16 protein-coding genes are annotated in these 21,886 nt (G+C 36.6%); 6 read left to right on the top strand and 10 right to left on the bottom strand.

Annotation, left to right across the window (positions count from 1 at the left end; all coding sequences use genetic code 11):
• Positions 1–139: 139 nt before the first annotated feature.
• Both lipA and JK139_RS00395 read right to left on the bottom strand, forming a co-directional pair.
• Complete coding sequence (lipA, locus tag JK139_RS00400) at positions 140–1,063, bottom strand: lipoyl synthase (RefSeq protein WP_081301400.1); 924 nt, start codon at positions 1,061–1,063, stop codon at positions 140–142.
• Between the two features lie 170 nt (positions 1,064–1,233).
• Positions 1,234–2,052: a hypothetical protein gene (locus JK139_RS00395; protein ID WP_218330320.1), complete on the bottom strand. Its 819-nt coding sequence runs from the start codon at positions 2,050–2,052 to the stop codon at positions 1,234–1,236.
• Between the two features lie 40 nt (positions 2,053–2,092).
• On the opposite strand from JK139_RS00395, the gene JK139_RS00390 reads away from it, so the two are divergent.
• Complete coding sequence (locus JK139_RS00390) at positions 2,093–2,503, top strand: OsmC family protein (protein ID WP_074417754.1); 411 nt, start codon at positions 2,093–2,095, stop codon at positions 2,501–2,503.
• Here JK139_RS00390 and JK139_RS00385 read toward each other — a convergent pair whose 3' ends face one another.
• The 4 genes from JK139_RS00385 to JK139_RS00370 all read right to left on the bottom strand — a co-directional run bounded on the left by JK139_RS00385 (position 2,504) and on the right by JK139_RS00370 (position 6,525).
• On the bottom strand, positions 2,504–3,805 hold the full coding sequence (locus JK139_RS00385; RefSeq protein ID WP_228733063.1) for a DUF2851 family protein: 1,302 nt from the start codon (positions 3,803–3,805) through the stop codon (positions 2,504–2,506).
• A gap of 38 nt (positions 3,806–3,843) precedes the next feature.
• A complete protein-coding gene (locus JK139_RS00380; protein ID WP_074417753.1) occupies positions 3,844–4,422 on the bottom strand; it encodes a Maf family nucleotide pyrophosphatase in 579 nt (192 codons plus the stop codon).
• A 43-nt stretch (positions 4,423–4,465) separates the two neighbouring features.
• On the bottom strand, positions 4,466–5,407 hold the full coding sequence (locus tag JK139_RS00375) for a geranylgeranylglycerol-phosphate geranylgeranyltransferase (protein ID WP_074421038.1): 942 nt from the start codon (positions 5,405–5,407) through the stop codon (positions 4,466–4,468).
• A gap of 329 nt (positions 5,408–5,736) precedes the next feature.
• Positions 5,737–6,525: a Rossmann-like and DUF2520 domain-containing protein gene (locus JK139_RS00370; protein WP_074421039.1), complete on the bottom strand. Its 789-nt coding sequence runs from the start codon at positions 6,523–6,525 to the stop codon at positions 5,737–5,739.
• A 14-nt stretch (positions 6,526–6,539) separates the two neighbouring features.
• On the opposite strand from JK139_RS00370, the gene JK139_RS00365 reads away from it, so the two are divergent.
• Together JK139_RS00365 and topA are read left to right on the top strand one after the other, a co-directional pair.
• Positions 6,540–7,406 carry an alpha/beta hydrolase gene (locus JK139_RS00365; RefSeq protein ID WP_074421040.1) on the top strand — a complete coding sequence of 289 codons (867 nt, stop codon included), beginning with the start codon at positions 6,540–6,542 and terminating at the stop codon, positions 7,404–7,406.
• A gap of 128 nt (positions 7,407–7,534) precedes the next feature.
• On the top strand, positions 7,535–10,087 hold the full coding sequence (gene topA / locus JK139_RS00360) for a type I DNA topoisomerase (RefSeq protein WP_074417747.1): 2,553 nt from the start codon (positions 7,535–7,537) through the stop codon (positions 10,085–10,087).
• A gap of 64 nt (positions 10,088–10,151) precedes the next feature.
• Here the strand turns inward: topA and JK139_RS00355 are convergent, their stop codons facing one another.
• Complete coding sequence (locus JK139_RS00355; RefSeq protein WP_218330319.1) at positions 10,152–11,219, bottom strand: fatty acid desaturase family protein; 1,068 nt, start codon at positions 11,217–11,219, stop codon at positions 10,152–10,154.
• Positions 11,220–11,445: 226 nt separating this feature from the next.
• Here JK139_RS00355 and JK139_RS00350 point away from each other — a divergent pair, with 226 nt between their 5' ends.
• Together JK139_RS00350 and JK139_RS00345 are read left to right on the top strand one after the other, a co-directional pair.
• Positions 11,446–12,318 (top strand): transglutaminase family protein, encoded by an 873-nt coding sequence (locus tag JK139_RS00350; protein ID WP_074417745.1) that lies wholly within the window; start codon positions 11,446–11,448, stop codon positions 12,316–12,318.
• 212 nt (positions 12,319–12,530) lie between these two features.
• On the top strand, positions 12,531–13,028 hold the full coding sequence (locus JK139_RS00345; RefSeq protein ID WP_074417744.1) for a methylated-DNA--[protein]-cysteine S-methyltransferase: 498 nt from the start codon (positions 12,531–12,533) through the stop codon (positions 13,026–13,028).
• Positions 13,029–13,033: 5 nt separating this feature from the next.
• On the opposite strand, the gene JK139_RS00340 is transcribed toward JK139_RS00345, so the two are convergent.
• The 3 genes from JK139_RS00340 to recG form a co-directional block, all read right to left on the bottom strand.
• Positions 13,034–14,077 carry a PorP/SprF family type IX secretion system membrane protein gene (locus JK139_RS00340; RefSeq protein WP_081300457.1) on the bottom strand — a complete coding sequence of 348 codons (1,044 nt, stop codon included), beginning with the start codon at positions 14,075–14,077 and terminating at the stop codon, positions 13,034–13,036.
• Between the two features lie 4 nt (positions 14,078–14,081).
• Complete coding sequence (locus tag JK139_RS00335; RefSeq protein WP_218330318.1) at positions 14,082–17,771, bottom strand: DUF7948 domain-containing protein; 3,690 nt, start codon at positions 17,769–17,771, stop codon at positions 14,082–14,084.
• Positions 17,772–17,877: 106 nt separating this feature from the next.
• Positions 17,878–19,989 carry an ATP-dependent DNA helicase RecG gene (recG, locus tag JK139_RS00330; RefSeq protein ID WP_218330317.1) on the bottom strand — a complete coding sequence of 704 codons (2,112 nt, stop codon included), beginning with the start codon at positions 19,987–19,989 and terminating at the stop codon, positions 17,878–17,880.
• 129 nt (positions 19,990–20,118) lie between these two features.
• On the opposite strand from recG, the gene JK139_RS00325 reads away from it, so the two are divergent.
• A complete protein-coding gene (locus tag JK139_RS00325; RefSeq protein WP_074417741.1) occupies positions 20,119–21,732 on the top strand; it encodes an amidase in 1,614 nt (537 codons plus the stop codon).
• Positions 21,733–21,886 lie beyond the last annotated feature (154 nt).

Raw genomic sequence — 21,886 nt, 5'->3', positions numbered from 1 at the left:
CAAATATATTGATTTTGTACAATTGTTAGCAATAACTGTTCCAATTATTCAAAAAATGCATAGGAATCATAGCTTCATCTTTTCAATCAAAAAAAATAGCATTTCCCCCATCTGTCTGCATTAAAGCTTCGGGGTTGTTTTATTTACTTTTTTCAGCCAGCCATTTGGCGCGACCATACCCTTTTAAAACATGCTTTTCACTATGGTAAGAAGAACGCACCAAAGGGCCACTTTCTACATAATCGAACCCAATTTGATAGCCAATTTCTTTTAATTCAGCAAATTCATCCGGATGTACAAAACGCTGAACAGGCAAATGTTTGGCAGTTGGTTGTAAGTACTGCCCTAAAGTTAACACATCACAATCAACAGTTCTTAAATCATGCATAGTTTGTATCACTTCTTCTTTGGTTTCGCCAATACCTAACATTAAACCTGTTTTGGTGCGCATACCACCTGCTTTTAAAGTTTTTAACACTTCTAAACTTCTGTGGTATTTGGCCTGTACCCGAACTTTTCGGGTCATTCGTTCTACTGTTTCCATGTTATGGCTTACAACCTCAGGTGCAGCATCAATAATTCTTTGTATTTGATTGGATATGCCTCTGAAATCGGGAATTAATGTTTCCAGAGTTGTTGCAGGGTTTAAGGCTTTTATGGCTTTTATGGTATTGTGCCAGATAATGGAGCCGCCATCTTTCAATTCATCTCTGTCAACACTGGTAATTACTGCATGTTTTACTTTCATTAAGTGAATGGCTTCTGCAACCCTTTGAGGTTCATCCCAATCAACCGGTGCAGGCCTGCCTGTTGCTACAGCACAAAATCCACAACTGCGGGTACATACATTACCTAAAATCATAAATGTTGCAGTACCTTCTCCCCAGCACTCACCCATGTTGGGGCAGTTTCCACTTTCACAAATGGTATGTAATTGATGGGTATCAACCAAACCTCGAACATGTTTGTAACTTTCGCCAATGGGCAGTTTTACCCTTAACCAATCAGGTTTTTTTATTCTTATAGCATTTGTTGTTGCTGAAATAACCGGTAATTCTTCCACAAAATCTGTTTTTATAAAATAATTGCAATACTGCTGTTCATTTGCTATTTTAAAATATTTGCTTCCCAAACTTTGTACATGAAGCAATGTATATTTCTGATAGCCGTAAAATGAATCATCCTTCGCTCAAATAAAACAATATACGTAATAAAAGGATGTGCAAATTTACATTACTTTCTTCTTCCAAATACTATAGCAGCATACGCATTAAAGAATAATTTTCTATCAGAACTATTCACCATAATGGGCATATTCTGTGTATAGTATTCCAGATTAACGCCTAACTCTAATGCAGAAAGTAATTCGTTATACCTTCCATAATCAAACCGAAGTGCTGCCCGTGCCTGCACACCGGGAACATATTTTATTTCATTCAATCCTTTACTAAATCCGGATGAGCCTTGAATAAGCGTATAATCGAGAAATGCAGTTGGATTATCTGAATATTTAATATCGTTTACCTGATTGGCATTGTTTGGATCCTGAACCTGCAAATAGTATGGTTTTAACATGCCTAAACTAATACCACCGCCATAAATTGCTGAAACAGCAACGCCGTTTTTATTACCCTTACCACCAATTAAACGTTGCTGGCCAAGTCCTAATTTAAAACAGTAGAAATTATTCTGCTTTCCGTAAATGTAGGGATTACCCAAAAAAACAAATCCACCCCCTACCAATGGTACAGATGTTTTTTCTTCGTGTTTGTCTTTATGCTCACCTAACTCCATCCACCACAAATTGGTTTTGGTAATGGTTTTATATTTTCCATGTTCATAAAAAATACCATACCCATCGGTATTCAATTTCACGCCAAATGCTCCTTGTTTCTGATAAATGAGTGCCCCTTCTTCTTCCTGCTTAATTAAATTATTAATTCTTTCTCTACGTTCTACAGCTTTTTGTTGTCTGCTGGTAAGTGCATTTGTACTTTGTGCAAATAAAAAAACTGGTGCCAGGGCTAAGGTTAATACAATTAATTGCTTCACAAGAATTATTTTAATGCTAATTTAGATAAAAATTTAACCTATGACTTCAATTGTATTGTATAAAGGAAATTTAAGAACAGAATTAACACATTTACAAAGTGGAACGTTAATTGAAAATGATGCACCCACCGATAATCAGGGGAAAGGGGAAAGATTTTCACCAACCGATTTGGTAGCTACTGCTTTGGGTAGTTGCATGATTACAACAATGGGCATTAAAGCCAATACAATGAACATTGATTTAACCGGTACCAAGGCTGAGATTACGAAAATTATGAAGAGTGATCCCAGAAGAATTGGTAAAATCATTACCCATATCATATTTCCAACTTCTTTGCAGCAACTGGATGAAAAACAAAAACAAATTTTAGAAAATACGGCGCGTACCTGCCCGGTAGCAAGAAGCCTGCACCCGGATTTAGAAACAGATATTCAGTTTACTTGGGAATAATTACTGGCTGGTTTGCTTTAGTATTTTATGACCAACCATACAGGATAAACATTTTTTTTCTGAACAATATTGTCGGGATAAATGAATGAATGCCTGCGAATCGAATGCATTTTTGTTAGGAATTTGATATTGTAACCAGTTACTGGTAATCAAATTTTTTTCGGCAGGAAGCAGCGTTAACCATTGAATTACTTTGTTTTTATAATTGTCGTCATTATGATAATGCCCATATGCAAACAACATGGGGCTTACAGTATTAATGATTAAAGTATTGATCATTTGCCTACCTAATTTTTTGGGTAGATATGCAGTTGGTTCATCAGTTAAATTGTAATGATAATGCCAGTAATCATTTGCAGTAACGTTAAATAATGCGCTAACCTGTTGGATAGTAGTGGCTTTCTTTACCGCATCAAACAAATGAAAAGATTGATGAATGAGCATGGCCAATTGTGCCAAACGAACGGTTGGAAAATTTGCAGGTCGCATCCTTAAAAATTTAGGTAATGCATTTGCCGGTTTCAGGGAATATTTTTTTTGCAGAAATAGATACTCCTTTTGCAGCATCTGAACATATTTATCTTCAAAATCATTCCTGTTCAATAAATTGGCCTGACCAAGTAACAGCGCTTCTAATTGTTGAATATTGTTTTTGTGCTTTGCCAATATATTTACAGGTGTTAATGCTGCCATTTCCTGAAACAGCAATGCGTTTTGTGTTAGTCCAAAATTATAAGCCAAAACCTGCCAAAAAACCGCTTCCCAATGGCCTTTGGTTGCATGTAATTTTTGAATGATTTTTTCAGTATTTCCCATTAACTTTTCAACGGCCAGTCTTTCTTTCCATGCCATCCATTCTAAATAACTCAATGCAGGTAAATGAAGTGAACAGGGTATTTTTTGCGGGGTTTGTAATAATTGCTGATAATGTTCTAATAATAGTTTAGACACCCGGTTGCACAAACTTAGCGTGTGCATTGAATTACCGGATGCATCGGGTATTGCTTTGTTATTCTGCCAAACCACATGTAAAATAACATTTTTAAAATGCGGATCATTTTCGTGCTGATGTGCTAACCAATCGGAAGCCTGCACATGAATTTCTACATTACCTACCAAAGTGATTTGATTGATTTGAATAACAGCCTCTAAAAAATCGGGGCCTTGATGGGTATTGTATTGCCCCGGTTTAATAACTTTTACAGGCTCGCCTGCATCTGTTACTAATGATGCAGAATTATAATATTGAAACTGCCATATAAAATGCAGCAAACGTTCATTCAGATATTGAAGCTCAGGCATAAGTTATATCAATTAAACTTCAATATATCCAATAATTTTTATTTACACAACAAGTTGTAAATTTTATTGATGGGTAACCCCATTACATTATAAAAATCACCTTCAATGGCTTTAATACCAATAAGGCCAATCCATTCCTGAATGGCGTATCCACCCGCTTTATCAAATGGTGCATAATTGTCTACATAATAAGCTGCTTCTTCTGGTGTAAATGCATTAAAACACACATTAGTTACTTCAGCAAAAGCAATTTCCTTACTTCCGATTAACAAAACTACCCCTGTTATTACCTGATGCTTGCGATCAGATAAACTTAGTATCATTTGAATGGCTTCTGAGCGGTTCGCCGGTTTTCCTAAAATATCATCATCTACTACTACAATGGTATCTGCTGCCAAAATAGATTTATGATTCAGTTCACCATGAAAATCGGCAGCAATTTTTTCTTTTACTGCAAGTGCTTTATTTCGGGCAATATGAATGGCTACTTCATTTTTAGGAAGCGAAACAGGAAAAGATTCGTCGGTTGTTTTTGTAACAACAATAAAGGGTATCCCCACTTTTTCCAGTAATTCTTTTCTTCGGGGGGAGTGAGATGCTAAAATAATTTCTTCCATAATTTTTTGATATACTGATGCAAATTAAAGTATTACACCATATTTACATGGGATGCCCGAAAAATAACATAGAAACAATACCTGTAAGCATGATGATTTTGACCAAAGTACTTAACCGATGAAAATCGGCAGCTGATTGGGCTTTAATTAATAACCGCACTACTTGCAATAATGGAAGTGTAATACATACAAAGCCATACAAGGCGGTTACCCACCATCCAATAAAAGTTACATATAATTGCAAAAGCAGTAAAGCTGCCAATAACACAATTACCCAAACCAATGTAAATATTTTTGTACTGTTTATTCCCCAAACAATGGGCATGGTTTTACAACCATATTTTCGGTCGCCTTCTACATCTTCCATATCTTTAATCACCTCACGAATTAAAGAAATAATAAATGCAAACCCTGCATATAAAATTGTAAACCGAAAAAATTTATGGGTATCTAAATTTGTTATTGGGGGAAATACAAAAAAATAGCGTTGCTCTGCCCACCAAAGAATTAATACTGACCAGGCAGTGAGTAAAGAAATGAGCACATTACCCAACAGAAATTTTTTTTTCAGTGAAGCGGAATAAATGAACAACAACAAAACACTCAAAAAATTGAATATCCCTATAAAAGAGGACTGGGTTGTCTTATCAATATAAAAACCTAACGCAATGCCCACAATACTTAATATAAAATGCCAGAGTATTACCCAACGGCGGCTTATTGTATTGTCAACAACAAGTCGTTTGGGTTTATTGACTAAATCAATATTTAAATCAAAATAGTCGTTAATTACATAGCCGCCGGCTGCAATGCAAACTGAGCTGAATGCTAAGAGAAAGAAAGCTGAAGTATTTAATACATTATCAACCCCTGCTGCAGTAAATAAAGGCTTTACAATGCAATACTCAAACATTACCTGGGTTAAAAAAATAAACAGCAGGTTGGGCCAACGAATGAGTTGCAGAAATGCGTTGATAATTTTCAATTGATTGAATTTATGCGAATGATATTTTTAAATTTAATTTTGATGACAGCATCACGAAAATAAACGGGCTCAACCCGTTCTTGCTCAAATTTATTCTTAATCTTATACAAGTCTTTCCATTTTCGCAGCAAAAATATTGGAAACATACTGATGTTAAGGAATTTAATGCTACTTAATTAGGATCATACAATTAAAAACAATGGGTTTGTAACGATACTGCAAAGAACAATTGTCCACATGGTTGTACAAAAAAATAATTTGGTTTATACAAAAAAAATTATATTGTGTGTACGTTTACGTTCAATTGCTTGCCAAAAAGTCCCTCACGGTTATCCGTTGAGGGATTTATTTTTTAAAAGTTCGTCACGAATACATTCGGTAAACAAATCATACAATTTTGCATATTGAGGTTTTTGCACCAATAAAGCCTGCTGCTTTTGAATAGTAACAGAATCGTTTCGAATGGCCGGACCCGTTTGCATTGCAAAAGGTTCAATAGAATCATGAATTCTTACAGCAGTTTCATGTATCAAAGGAATTAATAGGGAAAAAGGAATGTTTTGTTCCCTACAATATGCAAATGCCATTTGATATAGATAGTTAGAAAAATTGGAAGCAAATACAGCCGCAAGATGCAATTGCCTCTTTTCTTCATCATTCAATACAACAATTTGTGCATCAGTTAAATCATTACACAATTTCATTAAATCTGATAAAACAGACTGGTTACCTATTGTAATGGCCAACGGAAATTCAGGCAATTTTTCAACATGTGCATTCAGGCTTTGTATTGGCCATAGTACACCAAAACTTTCAGTAAAATTTTTGAATACTGCAGCAGGAATACTGCCCGATGTATGCACTAAAAATTTGTTCTTAAATACCGGATGGGCTGCTGTTTCCTGAATCAAATTATCGGGTAATGCAAATAAATATAAATCGGCCCGGGTATCAACATCTTTAATATTTGTTGTAAATGTTGCCTGTAATTGCATGGCCAATGTTGCTGCATGTGCCGGCGTTTTGCTAACAATTTGCAGAATTTTGTGTTTTTTTTGAAATAGTAATTTACCGAATATAGTAGCTACATTACCAGCACCAAGAATAACAATATCCATATATTTGTTTTAGGATGAACAAGAAAACAAAAACCAAACTAAAGGCAATTTATTATATTGTACTGATAAAATTGATTGCAGTTTTCAGTGCCAGAGCAGCCGCCCTAAAAGCATTTAAGGTATTTTCAACTCCCTATTCGGGAAAACCCAAAAGAATACCACCGGCCGAATTTTCTTTTGCTACCCCACTAACGCTGCCCTTTGAAGGTAAAGTATTAAGGGGATGGCTATGGCAACCTGAACCAGAAAAAAATAATGGAAAAAAAATATTGATTGCACATGGCTTTGATAGTTGCAGTTACCGCTTTGCACATTTTATTCAGCCCTTTCTGCAGCAGGGGTTTACGGTTATTGCCTTTGATGCACCTGCACACGAATTAAGCGATGGTAACACTACCAATGTATTAGAATATAGAAATGCCATTGTAGCCATCAAGAAAAAATTTGGCCCATTTGAAGTAAATGTCGGGCATTCGTTAGGCGGAATGGCCATTACGTTAGCTGCTGAAAAATTACAGGACACTTCAAAGTTAATTTTAATTGCGCCTGCAACTGAAACATTTACTGCCATTCACGCTTTTTCAAAGCTCCTGCGTTTAAACGCAAATATAAAATCTGCCTTTGTTCAACACATCAAAACAATATCAAACCATAGTATTCATTATTTTTCTGTTAGCAGGGCTATTGCACATATTCATGCGCCTGTTTTATGGATTCATGATGAATCAGATATTATTTGTCCTTTTAAAAATGTACTTCCCGTACAGGAAAAGCAATATCCGCATATTTCATTTTATTGCACAAAAAGCCTCGGGCACAGCAATATTTATAGAAGCAAATCTGTTAAAAATGCCATTATTTCATTTAGCAATAATGAATAATCGTTTTTGTGATTTAAAGCTTTCAACTAATATTGCATGTACTTTATTGAAAAAATGGCAAAAAAACCATTATTTAACGATTCATCCATAGATTCGTTCGTATTGTTCACCATATATTAAAAATTAGAATGGCAAAGAATTTATTAATCGTCGAATCACCCGCAAAGGCAAAAACCATAGGCAAAATCTTAGGGAATGATTTTGAGGTGAAAAGTTGTTATGGCCATATCAGAGACCTGGAAAAAGATGATATGGGCATTGATGTTAATAAAAACTTTGAGCCACGCTATATTGTTCCGGATGAAAAACAGAAAGTAGTTAAAGATTTAAAACAATTGGCCGCCAAAGCAGCAGAAGTCTGGTTAGCATCGGATGAGGACCGTGAAGGAGAAAGTATTAGCTGGCATTTGGCTGAAGTACTGGGGTTAGACCCGAATAAAACCAAAAGAATTGTATTTCATGAAATAACCGCACCTGCCATAAAAAAAGCTGTTGAAAATCCAAGACTCATAAATATGAATCTGGTGAATGCACAACAGGCCAGAAGGGTATTAGACCGATTGGTGGGTTTTGAATTAAGTCCGGTTTTATGGAGAAAAATTGGCATGCAACGCAGCCTGAGTGCAGGCCGTGTGCAAAGCGTAGCAGTTCGGTTAATTGTAGAAAGAGAAAGAGAGATTAACCAGTTTATTCCGGAAAAAAGCTTTAAAATAGAAGCAGCATTTACGGCACCTGATATAAACCAAAAACTCGTAATTTTTAAAGCCGAGGGCCCTTCAAAAATTGCTACCAACGAAGCAGCCAACCAGTTTCTACAGCAATGTATTGGCGCTAATTATACTGTTAAGCAGGTTGAAGTAAAGCCTGCTAAACGTACACCGGCCGCACCTTTTACAACCTCTACACTACAGCAGGAGGCCTCCAGAAAATTAGGATATGGAGTTAGCAAAACAATGTTACTGGCACAAAAATTATACGAAAGCGGTTACATTACTTACATGCGTACCGATAGTATTCAGCTTTCTGATACTGCATTAACTGATATTAAAAAAGAAATTAACGAGTATTACGGCAGTCAGTACCACCAGCCTCGTAAATTCAAAAACAAAAACGAAAGTGCGCAGGAAGCCCATGAAGCCATTCGGCCAACCTACATGAGCAGACATACCATAGATGAAGCTGATACCAAAAAATTATATGAACTCATCTGGAAGCGAACCATTGCTTCGCAGATGAGTGATGCCGCATTTGAAAAAACCATAGCTCAAATAGGCATTTCTACCAATGCGGAAACGTTAACAGCCACTGGAGAAACGTTGAAATTTGATGGTTTTTTAAAAGTATATTTTGAAGGACGGGATGATGAAGATGAAGAAGATACAGAAAAAATGTTACCACCATTATCAGAAGGCCAAAAATTAGAATTCAAAGAAATGATGGCAACAGAAAAATACAGCCGCCCTCCGGCAAGATATACGGAAGCATCACTTGTAAAAAAATTAGAAGAGCTGGGAATTGGAAGGCCATCCACTTATGCGCCTACCATTACCACCATTGTTAAAAGAAACTATGTAGAAAAAAGAGACAAAGAGGGTGTACCCCGGCAAATTACCTTACTAAAACTTACACCCGAAAACAACATTGAAAAAAATATTATAACTGAAATTACCGGTGCCGAAAAAGGGAAATTGTTCCCAACTGATTTGGGTATACTGGTTACTGATTTTTTAAAACAGCATTTTCAAAAAATTATGGATTATGGCTTCACAGCTAAAATTGAAGAAAACTTTGATGAAATTGCTGAAGGTAAAATTCAATGGAATAAAATGATTGATAATTTTTATCAGCCATTTCATGTAGATATTGAACATACTTTAGAAAATGCAGAACGGGCAAAAGGTGAACGCGAATTAGGCACAGATCCGGCTACCGGGAAAAAAGTGATTGCCCGAATGGGTCGTTATGGTGCTATGGTGCAAATAGGCACTGCCGAAGAAGAAGAAAAGCCGCGTTTTGCTAAACTAAACCCTAATCAAAGTATTGAAACCATTTCATTGGAAGAAGCACTTGAACTATTTAAATTACCCCGCATTTTAGGTGAATATGAAAATCAGGAAGTGAGTGTGAATGTAGGCCGGTTTGGTCCCTATGTTAAATGGGGCGATCAATTTATTTCATTGCCTAAAGGCGTAGATTTAACTGAAATTGAATTAGATAAAGCCATCACATTCATCACACAAAAAAACCAGGCAGATGCACCCATTGCTACTTACAAAGATTTGCCGGTTACTAAAGGAAAAGGAAGGTTCGGTCCCTTTATAAAGTGGAATGATGTGTATATTAATGTACCCAAAAAATACAATTTTGATACATTGAGCAAACAGGATATTGAAGAATTAATTGAGGCGAAGATGGAAAAAGAAGCCAATCGCTTTATACAACAATGGCCACAAGAAAAAATTTCAATTGAAAATGGTCGTTGGGGACCATTTATTCGCTTTCAAAAGAAAATGCTGAAGCTGGGCAAAAAACCCGATGGCACAAAATATGAACCAGCAGAATTAGAAACGATTACTATAGACACTGTAAAAGCCATGATTGCAGAACAAGTTCCGAATGCTTTTGCAAAAAAAACAAAGGCTGCTGCAAAAAAATCGGCAACAACAAAAACAAGAAAATAAATACAATAAAAAAACCGGAAGCATCACAGTCTGTTTTTTTACATGTTAATTTTTCTGAAATACTTTAATAGTACCTGCCCATTTTTCTCAAAAAACGAACATGCGCAGCAACAGCACCCCGTACAGTAGGATATTCAATATACTGCAACTGATATTCCTTACACACTGTTCTAACGATTTTACTGATAGCCGGATAATGCACATGCGAAATTTTAGGGAATAAATGATGCTCTATCTGAAAATTTAATCCACCCACCAACCAACTCACTAATTTATTATGGGTGGCAAAATTGGCGGTTGTTTTTATTTGATGCAAAGCAAATTCATCGGGTAATTTACTGCTTACCGGATCAGCTTCAGGAAAATCGGTACCTTCAACAGTATGTGCCAACTGAAATACAATGCTTAAAATAAAGCCTGTTACACAAGTCATAGTAAAGAAACCTGCCATCCAGTCTATCCAACCAATAAAATAAATCGGGATAACTACAAATGCCATAAAATGGAATGCTTTGATAAACCAAAACCCAAGATGATCGCGTATCTCCATTTTTTTCAGGGCAATATTGCCAATTTTACCGGAAAAATATTTTTTATAATCTGCAAAAAATATCCAGAAAACATACAATAGCATATATAGTACAATAAAGTAAATATGCTGAAAACGGTGTACCCAGTATTTTTTTTGTGTTGGTGCCATTCGCATTAAAAAGCCAACTTCTATATCATCATCTATCCCATCAATATTGGTAAAACTATGGTGAATCATATTGTGTTTTACATTCCACATAAAGTGATTGGCTCCTACCAAATTCACTGAACGTGCAGCTAAGTGATTCAGCCATTTACTGCGGCTAAAGCTGCCATGACTGCCATCGTGCATAATATTAAAACCAATGGCAGCAACTACACCCCCCATTATGATTAACTCAGGAATAGCAAAATACCAGTTGGGGGTAAAAAAAATAAGATGCACATATAAAAAGCCAAAAAACAACATTAATAAAATAGCTTTTGTAAATAAAGCTGCGTTGCCAGTAGCTTCAATACCGTTTGTTTCAAAATATGCATTTACTCTGCGCCTTAGCTCAGCATGCAACGAATCTTTAACAGCAGGAAATTTAGGAATCATTCTATTCAATTTATAAAGTAAAAAACAAACTGCAAGGTACATGAATTAACGCTATCCAATACGTTAAAACGCAATGAACGCCACAAAATCAAAAACATTGTATTCGTGTATAAAAAATATTTCCACAACAATAGAATAACTTCTGCTTAAAAAAACAAAAAAAGAGCTTAGTTTGGTATTGTAATTAAAACATACTGCCATTCAAACAACTACTACGATAGCCTATATGCAACAAACGAAAGAAATAAATGCTTTGTTTTCGCTGATAGACGACCCGGACGAAGAAGTATATCATACCATTGCTGAAAGAATTGTTTCTTTTGGAAAAGGTATTATTCCCAATTTGGAAAATCTGTGGGAGAATACTCCCAATACGGAAGTGCAGGAGAAAATTGAAATGCTGATTCACCAATTGCATTACAAAGACTTAACAAACGATTTTATTGAATGGAATAAAAATCCTTATCACGATATATTATTGGGTGCATTATTAGTGGCAAAATTTCAATATCCCGATTTACACACAACTCCGGTATTACAGGATATAGAAAAAATAAGAAGAAATGTATGGCTGGAACTGAATAGCTATTTAACCCCGCTGGAACAAGCCAATGTATTATCGAGCATTATTTATAACTATTATAATTTAAAGGGCATAGAAATTAGCTATAACCACCCCGATGATTTTTTTCTGCATAAAGTAATAGAAACCAAAAAAGGCAATACCATTACCAACAGTATTATTTATCAGGTATTGTGTAACCTTTTAGAAATTAATGCCCGAATTATTAATATTCCAAGGCAAATGGTCATTGCTTATTTTCATTCAGATTATGACGCAACCACCTATAAAGGTCACCCACAGGAAAAAATTCATTTTTATGTAGACAGTATTAGCGGGCAAGCCTATTCACATGCAGATATTGAAACTTATTTCAAAAAAATTTCAGTACCACCGGTTGCTTCCTACTTTAAACCAATGCCGAACCAACGTATTATTCAAATTTTATTGCAGGAAGTTGCCAAATGCTTTACCCTTCCTTCTAACCAATACAAACAAGATGAATTATTGGCATTAGCAGCCTTATTAGATGATTAAATCATTTTTATTATATAAAATAGTTTGTATATTACAAAATAATTCATTTTCTATTTTTTAAAATAAGGATTTAAAATTTCACCTACCTAATCCAATACCACTTTGCAATTGAAGCAGGATAGAAGACGAAGAAAGTTCTAATTGTGAAAATGAAAGCAGCTCATTTCGTAATTTTACTACATATCCATTGTTAGCAATGATTACCACACATCATGAATGAAAATTACTATACATATTACGAAAGTCCGATAGGCTTAATAAAAATAGGGGGCACAGAACAATACATTACCGAATTAAGTTTTATTGATAATAGCCAGCAAATTGCACATGGCATTCCGGGCATCAGTGATTTATTGCATCAATGCACGGAAGAATTAATTGAATTTTTTCAGGGAAGAAGAAAAATTTTTGATTTGCCGGTTTACCAGGAAGGTACTCCCTTTCAGGAAAAAGTGTGGAATGAACTTTTGGCCATCCCATTTGGTAAAACCATCAGCTATATGGATTTGGCAAAAAGAATGGGTGATCCGAAATGCATACGGGCAGCAGCAACTACCAATGGGAGAAATAAAATTGCAATTATTGTTCCATGCCACAGGGTAATTGGCAGCGACAAAAATTTAACGGGTTATTCGGGTGGTTTGTGGAGAAAAAAATGGTTATTACAGCATGAATTCAAAATTGTACATGGTATTCAAACCCTTTTTTAATGCTGCTAAAAACGAACAGCCTTTGGGCATTTTAATTTTTTGGTATTATCATTCCCTCCATAAATACCTGTTTTAACCAAAGAAATTTCATAAGCCCCCTGCGAACCATTATAACCACTTAATGAAGATGTAGTAGCATCATAATTAAACGTAACTTTTATATTACTTACCTGATACCCAATCATGGGGATAGCAGCATCGCCCAAACGATAGTACATTCCCAGAATTAACTGACTGTTTCCATCACCACTTAAATTTCTATTGGCATTCATACCTATTACCGTTTCAGTTACATTACCCATTTTACTGAAGTACATATTGGGATTGAGTATCCACAAATTTTGAATTTTAATATTCCCATTCATAAAAAAATTGTAACGCGGATCAACGGTATTGTTACTTACTGAAGGAGCAAAAAAACTTTCTTTTGGCCGATTGAAATGTTGAATACTTACACCCAGATTTAAATAAATATTATCAGTTGCAAAATAGGCATAATTAATCCCAGCATTTAGATCCATATAATACACAGATGTATAATAAAATGGCTCATTAGATGGGATAGCAACATCAAAAAATTTACCATTCCATTGATCATTAAAAGTTAGTTTACTGGCATCTACCCGTTTATTTACACCACCTACACCAAAACCTATACTTAATAACCCATCATAACCCAATACCTGGTGGTAAGCCAAAGATGCATACCCTTTGGTAGAAGTGAGTGAGCCATCTCCGGCAGCATCGGTTAACAACACACCGCCTATACCCACCCACCCATTTTCAAAACGATTGTTAAACAGCTGGGCATCGCCCCACATGCTCATGGTTTTATAAGGGTTGCCAATATTGGCCCATTGGTCCCTGTAATTAATACCGAACCTGTAATCTGATTCAGGATTAAAACCGGTATTTGCCGGATTTATCAATAATGGCGCATTAAAGTATTGGGAAAAGTGTAAATCCTGAGCATACAACTGATGCACTGCTAATACATGTAACATTAGCAGTATTAACAACATTTTATATACAATTTTTATACTACTCATTTCATTACTTTAATAAGGTAATATCTCCCGTTTTTGTATATTTTTTTCCATCCGATGTTTCAATCAACAATACATAATGATACACATCCTGTGGCTGAATTACGCCGTTATATGTACCATCCCACCCCCCCGATTTTGTGAAACCCTGATAAACCAGTTTACCCCATCTGTTATAAATATTCCATTTCATTTTGGTAATGCCATATCCTTGCACATAAATAACATCATTAATACCATCACCATTTGGCGAAAATGCTTTGGGCACATCAAACAAGGGCGCAATTAATGCCTGAACCGGCAGGCATTTTTCATCAACACATCCCGATTTGTTGATAGTTTGCAGACAAGCTGTATAATTTTTGGTTGAATCGTATATATGACTAACGGGGGTGGCTATACTGGTGGTAATGGTTGAATCTCCATCTCCAAACAACCATTTATAACTCAAAGCAGGCTGCGACAGATTAGTAAATTGAATGGGCGTATTAGTAACCGGAGGCTGCGGTGCCACACTAAAGTCAGCAATTGATTTTATTTTCATTTGTACTATTTGAGTGGTGGTGTCTGATTTATTGCAGGTATTTGGATCATTTGCAATTAGGGTAATGGTATAACTGCCTGTATCATTGTATTGATGGGTAGGACTAATGGCTGTTGAGCTGCTACCATCTCCAAAACTCCAAATAAAATTGGTTCCACCAGTTGATGTATTGTTGAATATGGCAGTATAAGGAACACAACCAATAGCCGGTGTTTGAAATGCTGCTTTTACATTGGCAGCAATTCTAATTTGTAAAACAGTGCTATCATTTTGATTACAGTAGCCGGTATCTTGCAGTATTAAACTGACATTATAAATACCCTCTGATGGAAATGTGTGTGTTTGCGGTTGTGTGCCGGTTACAACAGAGGTACCATCGCCAAATTTTAAAATAAATGATTGGCCGTTAAATGGCTTATTGGGAGGTGAAGTAGAAGTATTGTTGAATTGAAAAGTTAATGATTCGCAACCACCAATTTTAGCCGCATTTAAACCCAAAGTAGCCGCATCATTCCGAACACGAATGGTAACATAAGATGTATCACTAACATTACAACTATTCGGATCGGTAGATACCAGCATTACTTTATAAAAACCAATATTTTGAAATACATGCGATGTTTTTGGAGTAGTAGTTGTTACCTGAGTAGAGCCATCATTAAAATCCCACATATAAGTTTTTCCCTGAGCTACTGTATCTGCAAAATCAACATTTAAAGGCACACAACCCGATGTATCGCGGGGAATACCATTGGCTGCAGCCTGCAGGCCTGAAGAAATGCCTGCTAAATTAAAAGCAATTTTAAGTGCCATCATATTGCAATCGGGGCCATTATTAGTTGTAGAAAATACATAGGGTGGGCTGCCGGTTAAAACAGGATTGGCGGGTGGGCCTTGTTTACAAGAACAGATGGTTTGATAAATAATACCATTTTTATCGAAACGGCTGGTGCCACCATCCACATGATCGCCTAATGCACCATTCTGTCCAAAATAGCTGCCAAACAATTGGCTTTGTGCATTTTTTTCTAATACAAAGAAATAAAAATCGGCACCATCTGTAGTGTTTTGCAGATAATTGGGAGTTGACATATTTCTAACCCCACTATTCAAATAACCGTCATCAATATCAATACCACCACCCCAGCCTGATACATATACATTTTCACAACGATCCACCAGAAAAGCTGTTGGGGAGATATTGGGCTGCGGACTGCCGGGTGCTCCAAATGTTGCTGAATAAACAAAATCTGATAAGTCGGGTTTTAATTTGCAAATAAATTGTTTACCATCTGTTTGCCCCTGTGCTTGATTAAAAGGAGAATTAACTACCTGCCATTTGCCATTTGTAGTTCCCATAATATAGGGAAAGCCCAACTTATCGAATTGCACTCCAAATAACATGTCTGCTCCATTCGTGCCAAAATAACTGCTATTGATTAATCGAGAACCATCATTACTGATGACTGCTACAAAACCATCGCAAATACCACCCTGATATGTTGAAAATTTTACATTTGCACCAATACCGGGAAAATTCGTACTGGCAGTTCCACCGGCAACATAAATGTTATTGTTGGTAGGATTGATGGATAACACAAAGGCGGCATCGTTATCATTCCCTCCTAAATATGAACTGAATAAAACCGAACTTAAATCCGGAGTAGCTTTTATTATTACTGCGTCCTGAAAAAAGCTACTGCCATTGGCACCTCCATTGTTTTTTTGGAAAGCATTTGCAGAAACGGGAAAATCCGTTGACTGTGTACAACCTGCTAAATAAATATTTCCTGCTCCATCAATAATCACTTCGCTTCTGGCATCATCGCCATAATTTAAGCGAGTAGATTGATAACCGGATGTACCTGTATATTTTCCCCGAATATTTACACCATCATCGGCACTACCACCGATAACCAGTGAGCCCACAATGCCGGTACCTGTAGCATTTAGCTTTGTGATAAAAATATCAAATCCTCCACCCGTTCCAACTTTATTGGTAGAGGGGAAATTGGCAGAACTGGTCCTTCCGGCAATAATTAAATTGCCTGCATTATCGGTTATTAAACTATGGGGTTGTTCATTGCCATTACCACCCAAATAGGTGGCATATACTCTGTTTCTGCCTGTTGGATCTAACTTCATAATTGCTACATCATAAGGAGAAAGTTCCCCCTCTCTTACCCCACCCTGAAAAGACGTTTGAAATGCGCCATTGCTCACAGGAAAAGATTGGTTATCACCTGCAAATACAATACCGCCGGCATAAAAATTTCCCGAATTATCGTAAGTGGCAGTATAGCCCCAGTTTTCAGCAGTACTGCCGGAAAAACTGGAAAAAACAAATTGTGGATCAATAACCAGTGTTGCAGCAGGATCTGTTTTTTCAACATTAAACTTTACAATACTACCCTTTATGTTGTAGGTACAAGGCACTATTTGCTTGCCCGATAAATTAACAGCATAACTATAGGGTTTAGCCTCTTTTAAATTTTGTACAGAAGTTTGAATAATGAGTTCACCGTTTTTTTGCTTCAGTCCATTTACTCCATCATAATATAACGCGATTGTATTTACGTTACCACCTGGATTTACAATGATATCATATTTTAAAGTGCCGTTGGTGGTGTAATAACGAACATCAATATTTGGATATATATTTTTGCAGGTAATGGCCTGATAAACTTTACAATTTTGCCCCCATTTAGTGGGGTCATTCCCAATTAAATAATTGTTGGCAGTTGCCAACGGTTTATCAGGAATAATTTCAGGATTGGGATTGGCATTTAAAAACTTTACCTGATATACATGCAATCTGAGTACTTTTTTTCCATTGCCGGCATCGGCTTCAGGGGGTGCGATGGCTGTAGTAGTTTGTCCATTTGCATTTACCTGTTGAATGTATTTAATGGAAGGTCTCGAAAATTGTTGATGGGGAGATAAAGTAGCATAATCTTCAGGACTATATAGTAACATTCTGAAACCACCATCTTTTTGAATGGAAAAAGCTCCGATGGTAAGGTTTCCTCTGTAGGCTATATCATTATTCCACTGACCTTTATTCTCAACAAATCGCAAATTGGACTGCGCTTTACTTTGCTGCAGCAAACCTATTATACAGAAAGCAAAAAGAAAGTACCTTATCCCACTCATACATAATAAGTTTTACTGCCAGAAAAATACATCAACAGAAAGCAATAGTAAGTTACAAAATCCCTACCATATTGTTAAATAACAGGTTGCATTTATAAATGTTTAATCAGGATATTTTACTCCATCCAGTTTTACCCTTTGATGATTGCAAAAACAAACGCAGACAGCTATTTTCCTGGGATTGTAATTCCATATCTTTTTCTACCAATTGTTCTGCCTCCATTCTGGCCACTTCTAACATTTGTCTATCATTCACAATACTGGCTAGTTTAAAATTTACTGCCCCGCTTTGTCGGGTACCTTCAATTTCACCAGGACCTCTTAATTCCAAATCTTTTTCAGCAATCACAAATCCATTATTGGTGGCACACATTATCTTGATACGTTCTTTGGCCTCAGCGCTTATTTTACTACCTGTTAAAAGGATGCAAAAACTTTGTTCGCTACCCCTTCCTACCCTGCCGCGCAATTGGTGTAACTGCGATAAACCAAATTTTTCAGAACTTTCAATCACCATTACAGAAGCATTGGGCACATTTACACCCACTTCAATAACAGTGGTACTCACCATAATTTGCGTTTCGCCTTTTACAAAGCGTTGCATATTCAATTCTTTCTGTTCAACCGGTTGTTTGCCATGCACCATACTAATGCTGAACCTGGGTTCGGGGAAAAAACTTTTAACCTGCTCGAAGCCCTGCATTAAATCTTCATAACTTAGTTTTTCACTTTCTTCAATTAATGGATAAATAAAATAAGCCTGCCTGCCTTTTTCAATTTCAGATTTTACAAAATCCATCACACTGGCACGGGCATGTTCAACACGGTGAACGGTTTTAACGGGTTGCCTGCCGGGTGGTAATTCATCCATTACACTATAATCCAAATCTCCATAGGCTGTCATTGCAAGGGTTCGCGGAATGGGTGTTGCCGTCATTACCAGCACATGCGGTGGGATGGCAGCTTTTTTCCAAAGTTTGGCACGTTGTTCTACACCAAACCGATGTTGTTCATCTATAATCACCAAACCTAAATTTTTAAACTGCACTATATCTTCAATAATGGCGTGGGTTCCTACAATAAAATGGATGGAATCATCCAACAACCCTTTTAAAATTCTTTTTCGTTCTGCGGTTTTAGTACTTCCGGTTAAAAGTGCAATTTCAAATGGCATTTCTTTTAATAAATTACACAATCCTTCAAAATGCTGTTGGGCCAATATTTCAGTTGGCGCCATCATACAACTTTGAAAACCATTATCTGCTGCCAATAGCATGGCTAATAAAGCAACAATGGTTTTACCGCTTCCTACATCGCCTTGCAACAAACGATTCATTTGATGGCCTTTGGCCGTATCTGATCTAATTTCTTTCAATACCCTTTTTTGTGCATTGGTTAATTGAAAAGGCAAATACCTGTTGTAGAAAGTATTAAAATAATCGCCAACTTTTTCAAACAAAACTCCCCTGCTGGCGTTTTGTCTTCTTAGTTTTACTATATGCAAGCGTACCTGTGCAATAAAAAGCTCTTCAAATTTTAAACGGCGCAATGCAGCTTCATAAGCTTCCGGATTGGCAGGAAAATGAATGGCCTGATAGGCTTCAAAACGAGGCACTAATTTTAATCGATTACAAATTTCAGGTGGTATATTTTCGGATATGCAACCAGATGGAAGAATGGAAAATAATTGCTGGGTTAAGTGTGCTATCTGCCGACCACTTAATCCCCTTGCTTTTAATTTTTCAGTTGCCGGATAAACCGGTTCTAAATAATTTTTTGCAGTAATATTTTGTGGCTGTTTCAACTCTATTTCAGGATGAACTAGTTGGGGTTTGCCATTAAAAAAACTCACTTTCCCAAATACAAGATACGTTGCGCCAATTTGCACATTTTTTTGAATCCAGGTAATACCCTGAAACCAGGTAAGTTCAAGCATTGCACCGGATTGGTCTGATAACTGACCTACCATTCGCCTGGCACGTTTTTCACCAATTACCTCCAATGCAATTAATTTTCCGGCCACCTGAATATATTCAGTATTGAACTGAATGGATGAAATAGGACTAATAACAGTTTTATCAATATGTCGGTAAGGAAAATGGTTTAATAAATCTTCATACACAAAAATGCTTAATTCTTTTTTAAGCAAATCGGCTCTGAGAGGCCCCACGCCTTTTAAATATTCAATAGGAGTTTGTAATATGTTTGTTGTTTGCACGTTAGTTACCACAATTTATTCAACACAAATAACAAAAGTAAATACTAAGGTCGTTCATTTAATATGAATAGCACGCAGTAATCATAAAATACTTTACTTTTAAATTCAAATGCACAAAAACAAACTACAATGGATAGAAGGATTTTTATTAAAAATGGTTCATTAGCAGGATTGGCCATTACTGCTATTGCAACAGAAGCGGCCGTTGCAAATATAAACAATTATACAGCAGCAGATTTTCCTTTAATGGAAACAACTATTGATGCTGTTCAACAAAACATGCAGGAAGGTAAATTAACTGCACGTCAGTTAACTGAAATGTATTTAAAAAGAATAAAAGCCATTGACCAATCCGGGCCGGCCATCAATGCTGTAATTGAGGTGAACCCCGATGCCCTTGCCATTGCAGAAGCATTGGATAAAGAAAGAAAAGCAGGTAAGATTAGAGGCCTCTTGCATGGTATACCTGTTTTAATTAAAGACAATATTAATACCGGTGATAAAATGATGACGACAGCCGGATCATTGGCATTAGAAGGGAATATTGCCGATAAAGATGCATTTGTAATTACACAATTACGAAAGGCGGGTGCCGTTATTTTAGGTAAAACCAATTTAAGCGAATGGGCCAACTGGCGTTCAACCCGATCTACAAGTGGCTGGAGCAGCCGTGGCGGACAAACCAAAAATCCCAACATGCTAGACAGAGGACCTTGTGGCTCCAGCGCAGGTTCCGGAGCTGCTGTTTCTGCTAATTTATGTGTAGTAGCAGTGGGAACTGAAACAGATGGTTCAGTCATTGCGCCTTCTTCTTTCAATGGTATTGTAGGCATTAAACCCACTGTTGGTTTAGTGAGCCGTAGTGGCATTATACCTATTTCTGCAACGCAGGATACCGCAGGCCCAATGGCCAGAACTGTGAAAGATGCTGCAATTTTACTGAGTGCCATGACAGGAATAGATGAGGCTGATGCAGTTACCTTAAACAGCAAAGGAAAAGTACCGGCAGATTATACTCAGTTTTTAGATGCTTCTGCATTGAAGGGAAAAAGAATCGGCATTGAAAAATCTTTTTTAAAAGGCCATGAGGGTGTTGTGGCATTGTATAAAGCAGCCATTGAAACCTTACAGCAACAAGGCGCTACCGTTGTAGAGGTTGAATTGCTGAAATTAACCAACCCTTTAGGCGAAGCCGAAAATATAGTTTTACAATACGAATTTAAAGATGGCGTAAATCGCTATTTGGCAAGCGCCAAAGGCAAAGTTCATTCCTTAAAAGAATTAATTGCATTTAATAATGCAAATGCTGCCACCGTTATGCCCTATTTTAAACAGGAATTATTAGAACAAAGTGAAGCAAGGGGAACATTGCAGGATGCCGCTTATCAGGAAGCGCATGCAAAGTCAACTTCTGCAAGAGCAATCATTGATAACCTGATGAAAACAGAACGCTTAGATGCCATTGCCGGTACCAGTATTGGCCCCGCCTGTTGTATAGACCTAATTAATGGGGATTATGATACCGGATTTTATTTCTGCCCACCTGCAGCCATGGCCGGTTATCCACATATTTCTGTTCCAGTTGGTACTTTGCAGCATCTGCCGGTTGGTTTTTCTTTTATTGCCGGAGCTTTTGAGGAGCCCAAATTATTAAGCATAGCCTATGCTTTTGAACAAGCTACTCAAAAAAGAGTTGTACCGAAGTTTATACCCAACTTTATTCCAACAGCACCTTTGGTTTAATATACCTTGCATACTTCCATACTTTTTAACAACGCCTCGCCAACAATGAGGCTTTGTTATGCTTTTATTTTATAACCACCGTATGCTTTTTAAAACAAAAATTACTTTTCTGTTTTTTCATTATCTTAACCCATCAAAATTTGCCTTACTAATT

The organism is Hydrotalea lipotrueae (assembly GCF_019249625.1).
GTDB classification, from domain to species: domain Bacteria; phylum Bacteroidota; class Bacteroidia; order Chitinophagales; family Chitinophagaceae; genus Hydrotalea; species Hydrotalea flava.
Note: the sequence above shows the minus strand (reverse complement) of the source record. Positions and strands in the feature narration are given on the sequence as shown.

Coding starts and splice junctions, on each gene's coding strand:
- JK139_RS00390 (WP_074417754.1), top strand. CDS start 2,093: ATGACTTCAATTGTATTGTATAAAGGAAATTTAAGAACAGAATTAACA.
- JK139_RS00385 (WP_228733063.1), bottom strand. CDS start 3,805: ATGCCTGAGCTTCAATATCTGAATGAACGTTTGCTGCATTTTATATGG.
- JK139_RS00380 (WP_074417753.1), bottom strand. CDS start 4,422: ATGGAAGAAATTATTTTAGCATCTCACTCCCCCCGAAGAAAAGAATTA.
- JK139_RS00370 (WP_074421039.1), bottom strand. CDS start 6,525: ATGGATATTGTTATTCTTGGTGCTGGTAATGTAGCTACTATATTCGGT.
- JK139_RS00365 (WP_074421040.1), top strand. CDS start 6,540: ATGAACAAGAAAACAAAAACCAAACTAAAGGCAATTTATTATATTGTA.
- topA (WP_074417747.1), top strand. CDS start 7,535: ATGGCAAAGAATTTATTAATCGTCGAATCACCCGCAAAGGCAAAAACC.
- JK139_RS00355 (WP_218330319.1), bottom strand. CDS start 11,219: ATGATTCCTAAATTTCCTGCTGTTAAAGATTCGTTGCATGCTGAGCTA.
- JK139_RS00350 (WP_074417745.1), top strand. CDS start 11,446: ATGCAACAAACGAAAGAAATAAATGCTTTGTTTTCGCTGATAGACGAC.
- JK139_RS00345 (WP_074417744.1), top strand. CDS start 12,531: ATGAATGAAAATTACTATACATATTACGAAAGTCCGATAGGCTTAATA.
- JK139_RS00340 (WP_081300457.1), bottom strand. CDS start 14,077: ATGAGTAGTATAAAAATTGTATATAAAATGTTGTTAATACTGCTAATG.
- JK139_RS00335 (WP_218330318.1), bottom strand. CDS start 17,771: ATGAGTGGGATAAGGTACTTTCTTTTTGCTTTCTGTATAATAGGTTTG.
- JK139_RS00325 (WP_074417741.1), top strand. CDS start 20,119: ATGGATAGAAGGATTTTTATTAAAAATGGTTCATTAGCAGGATTGGCC.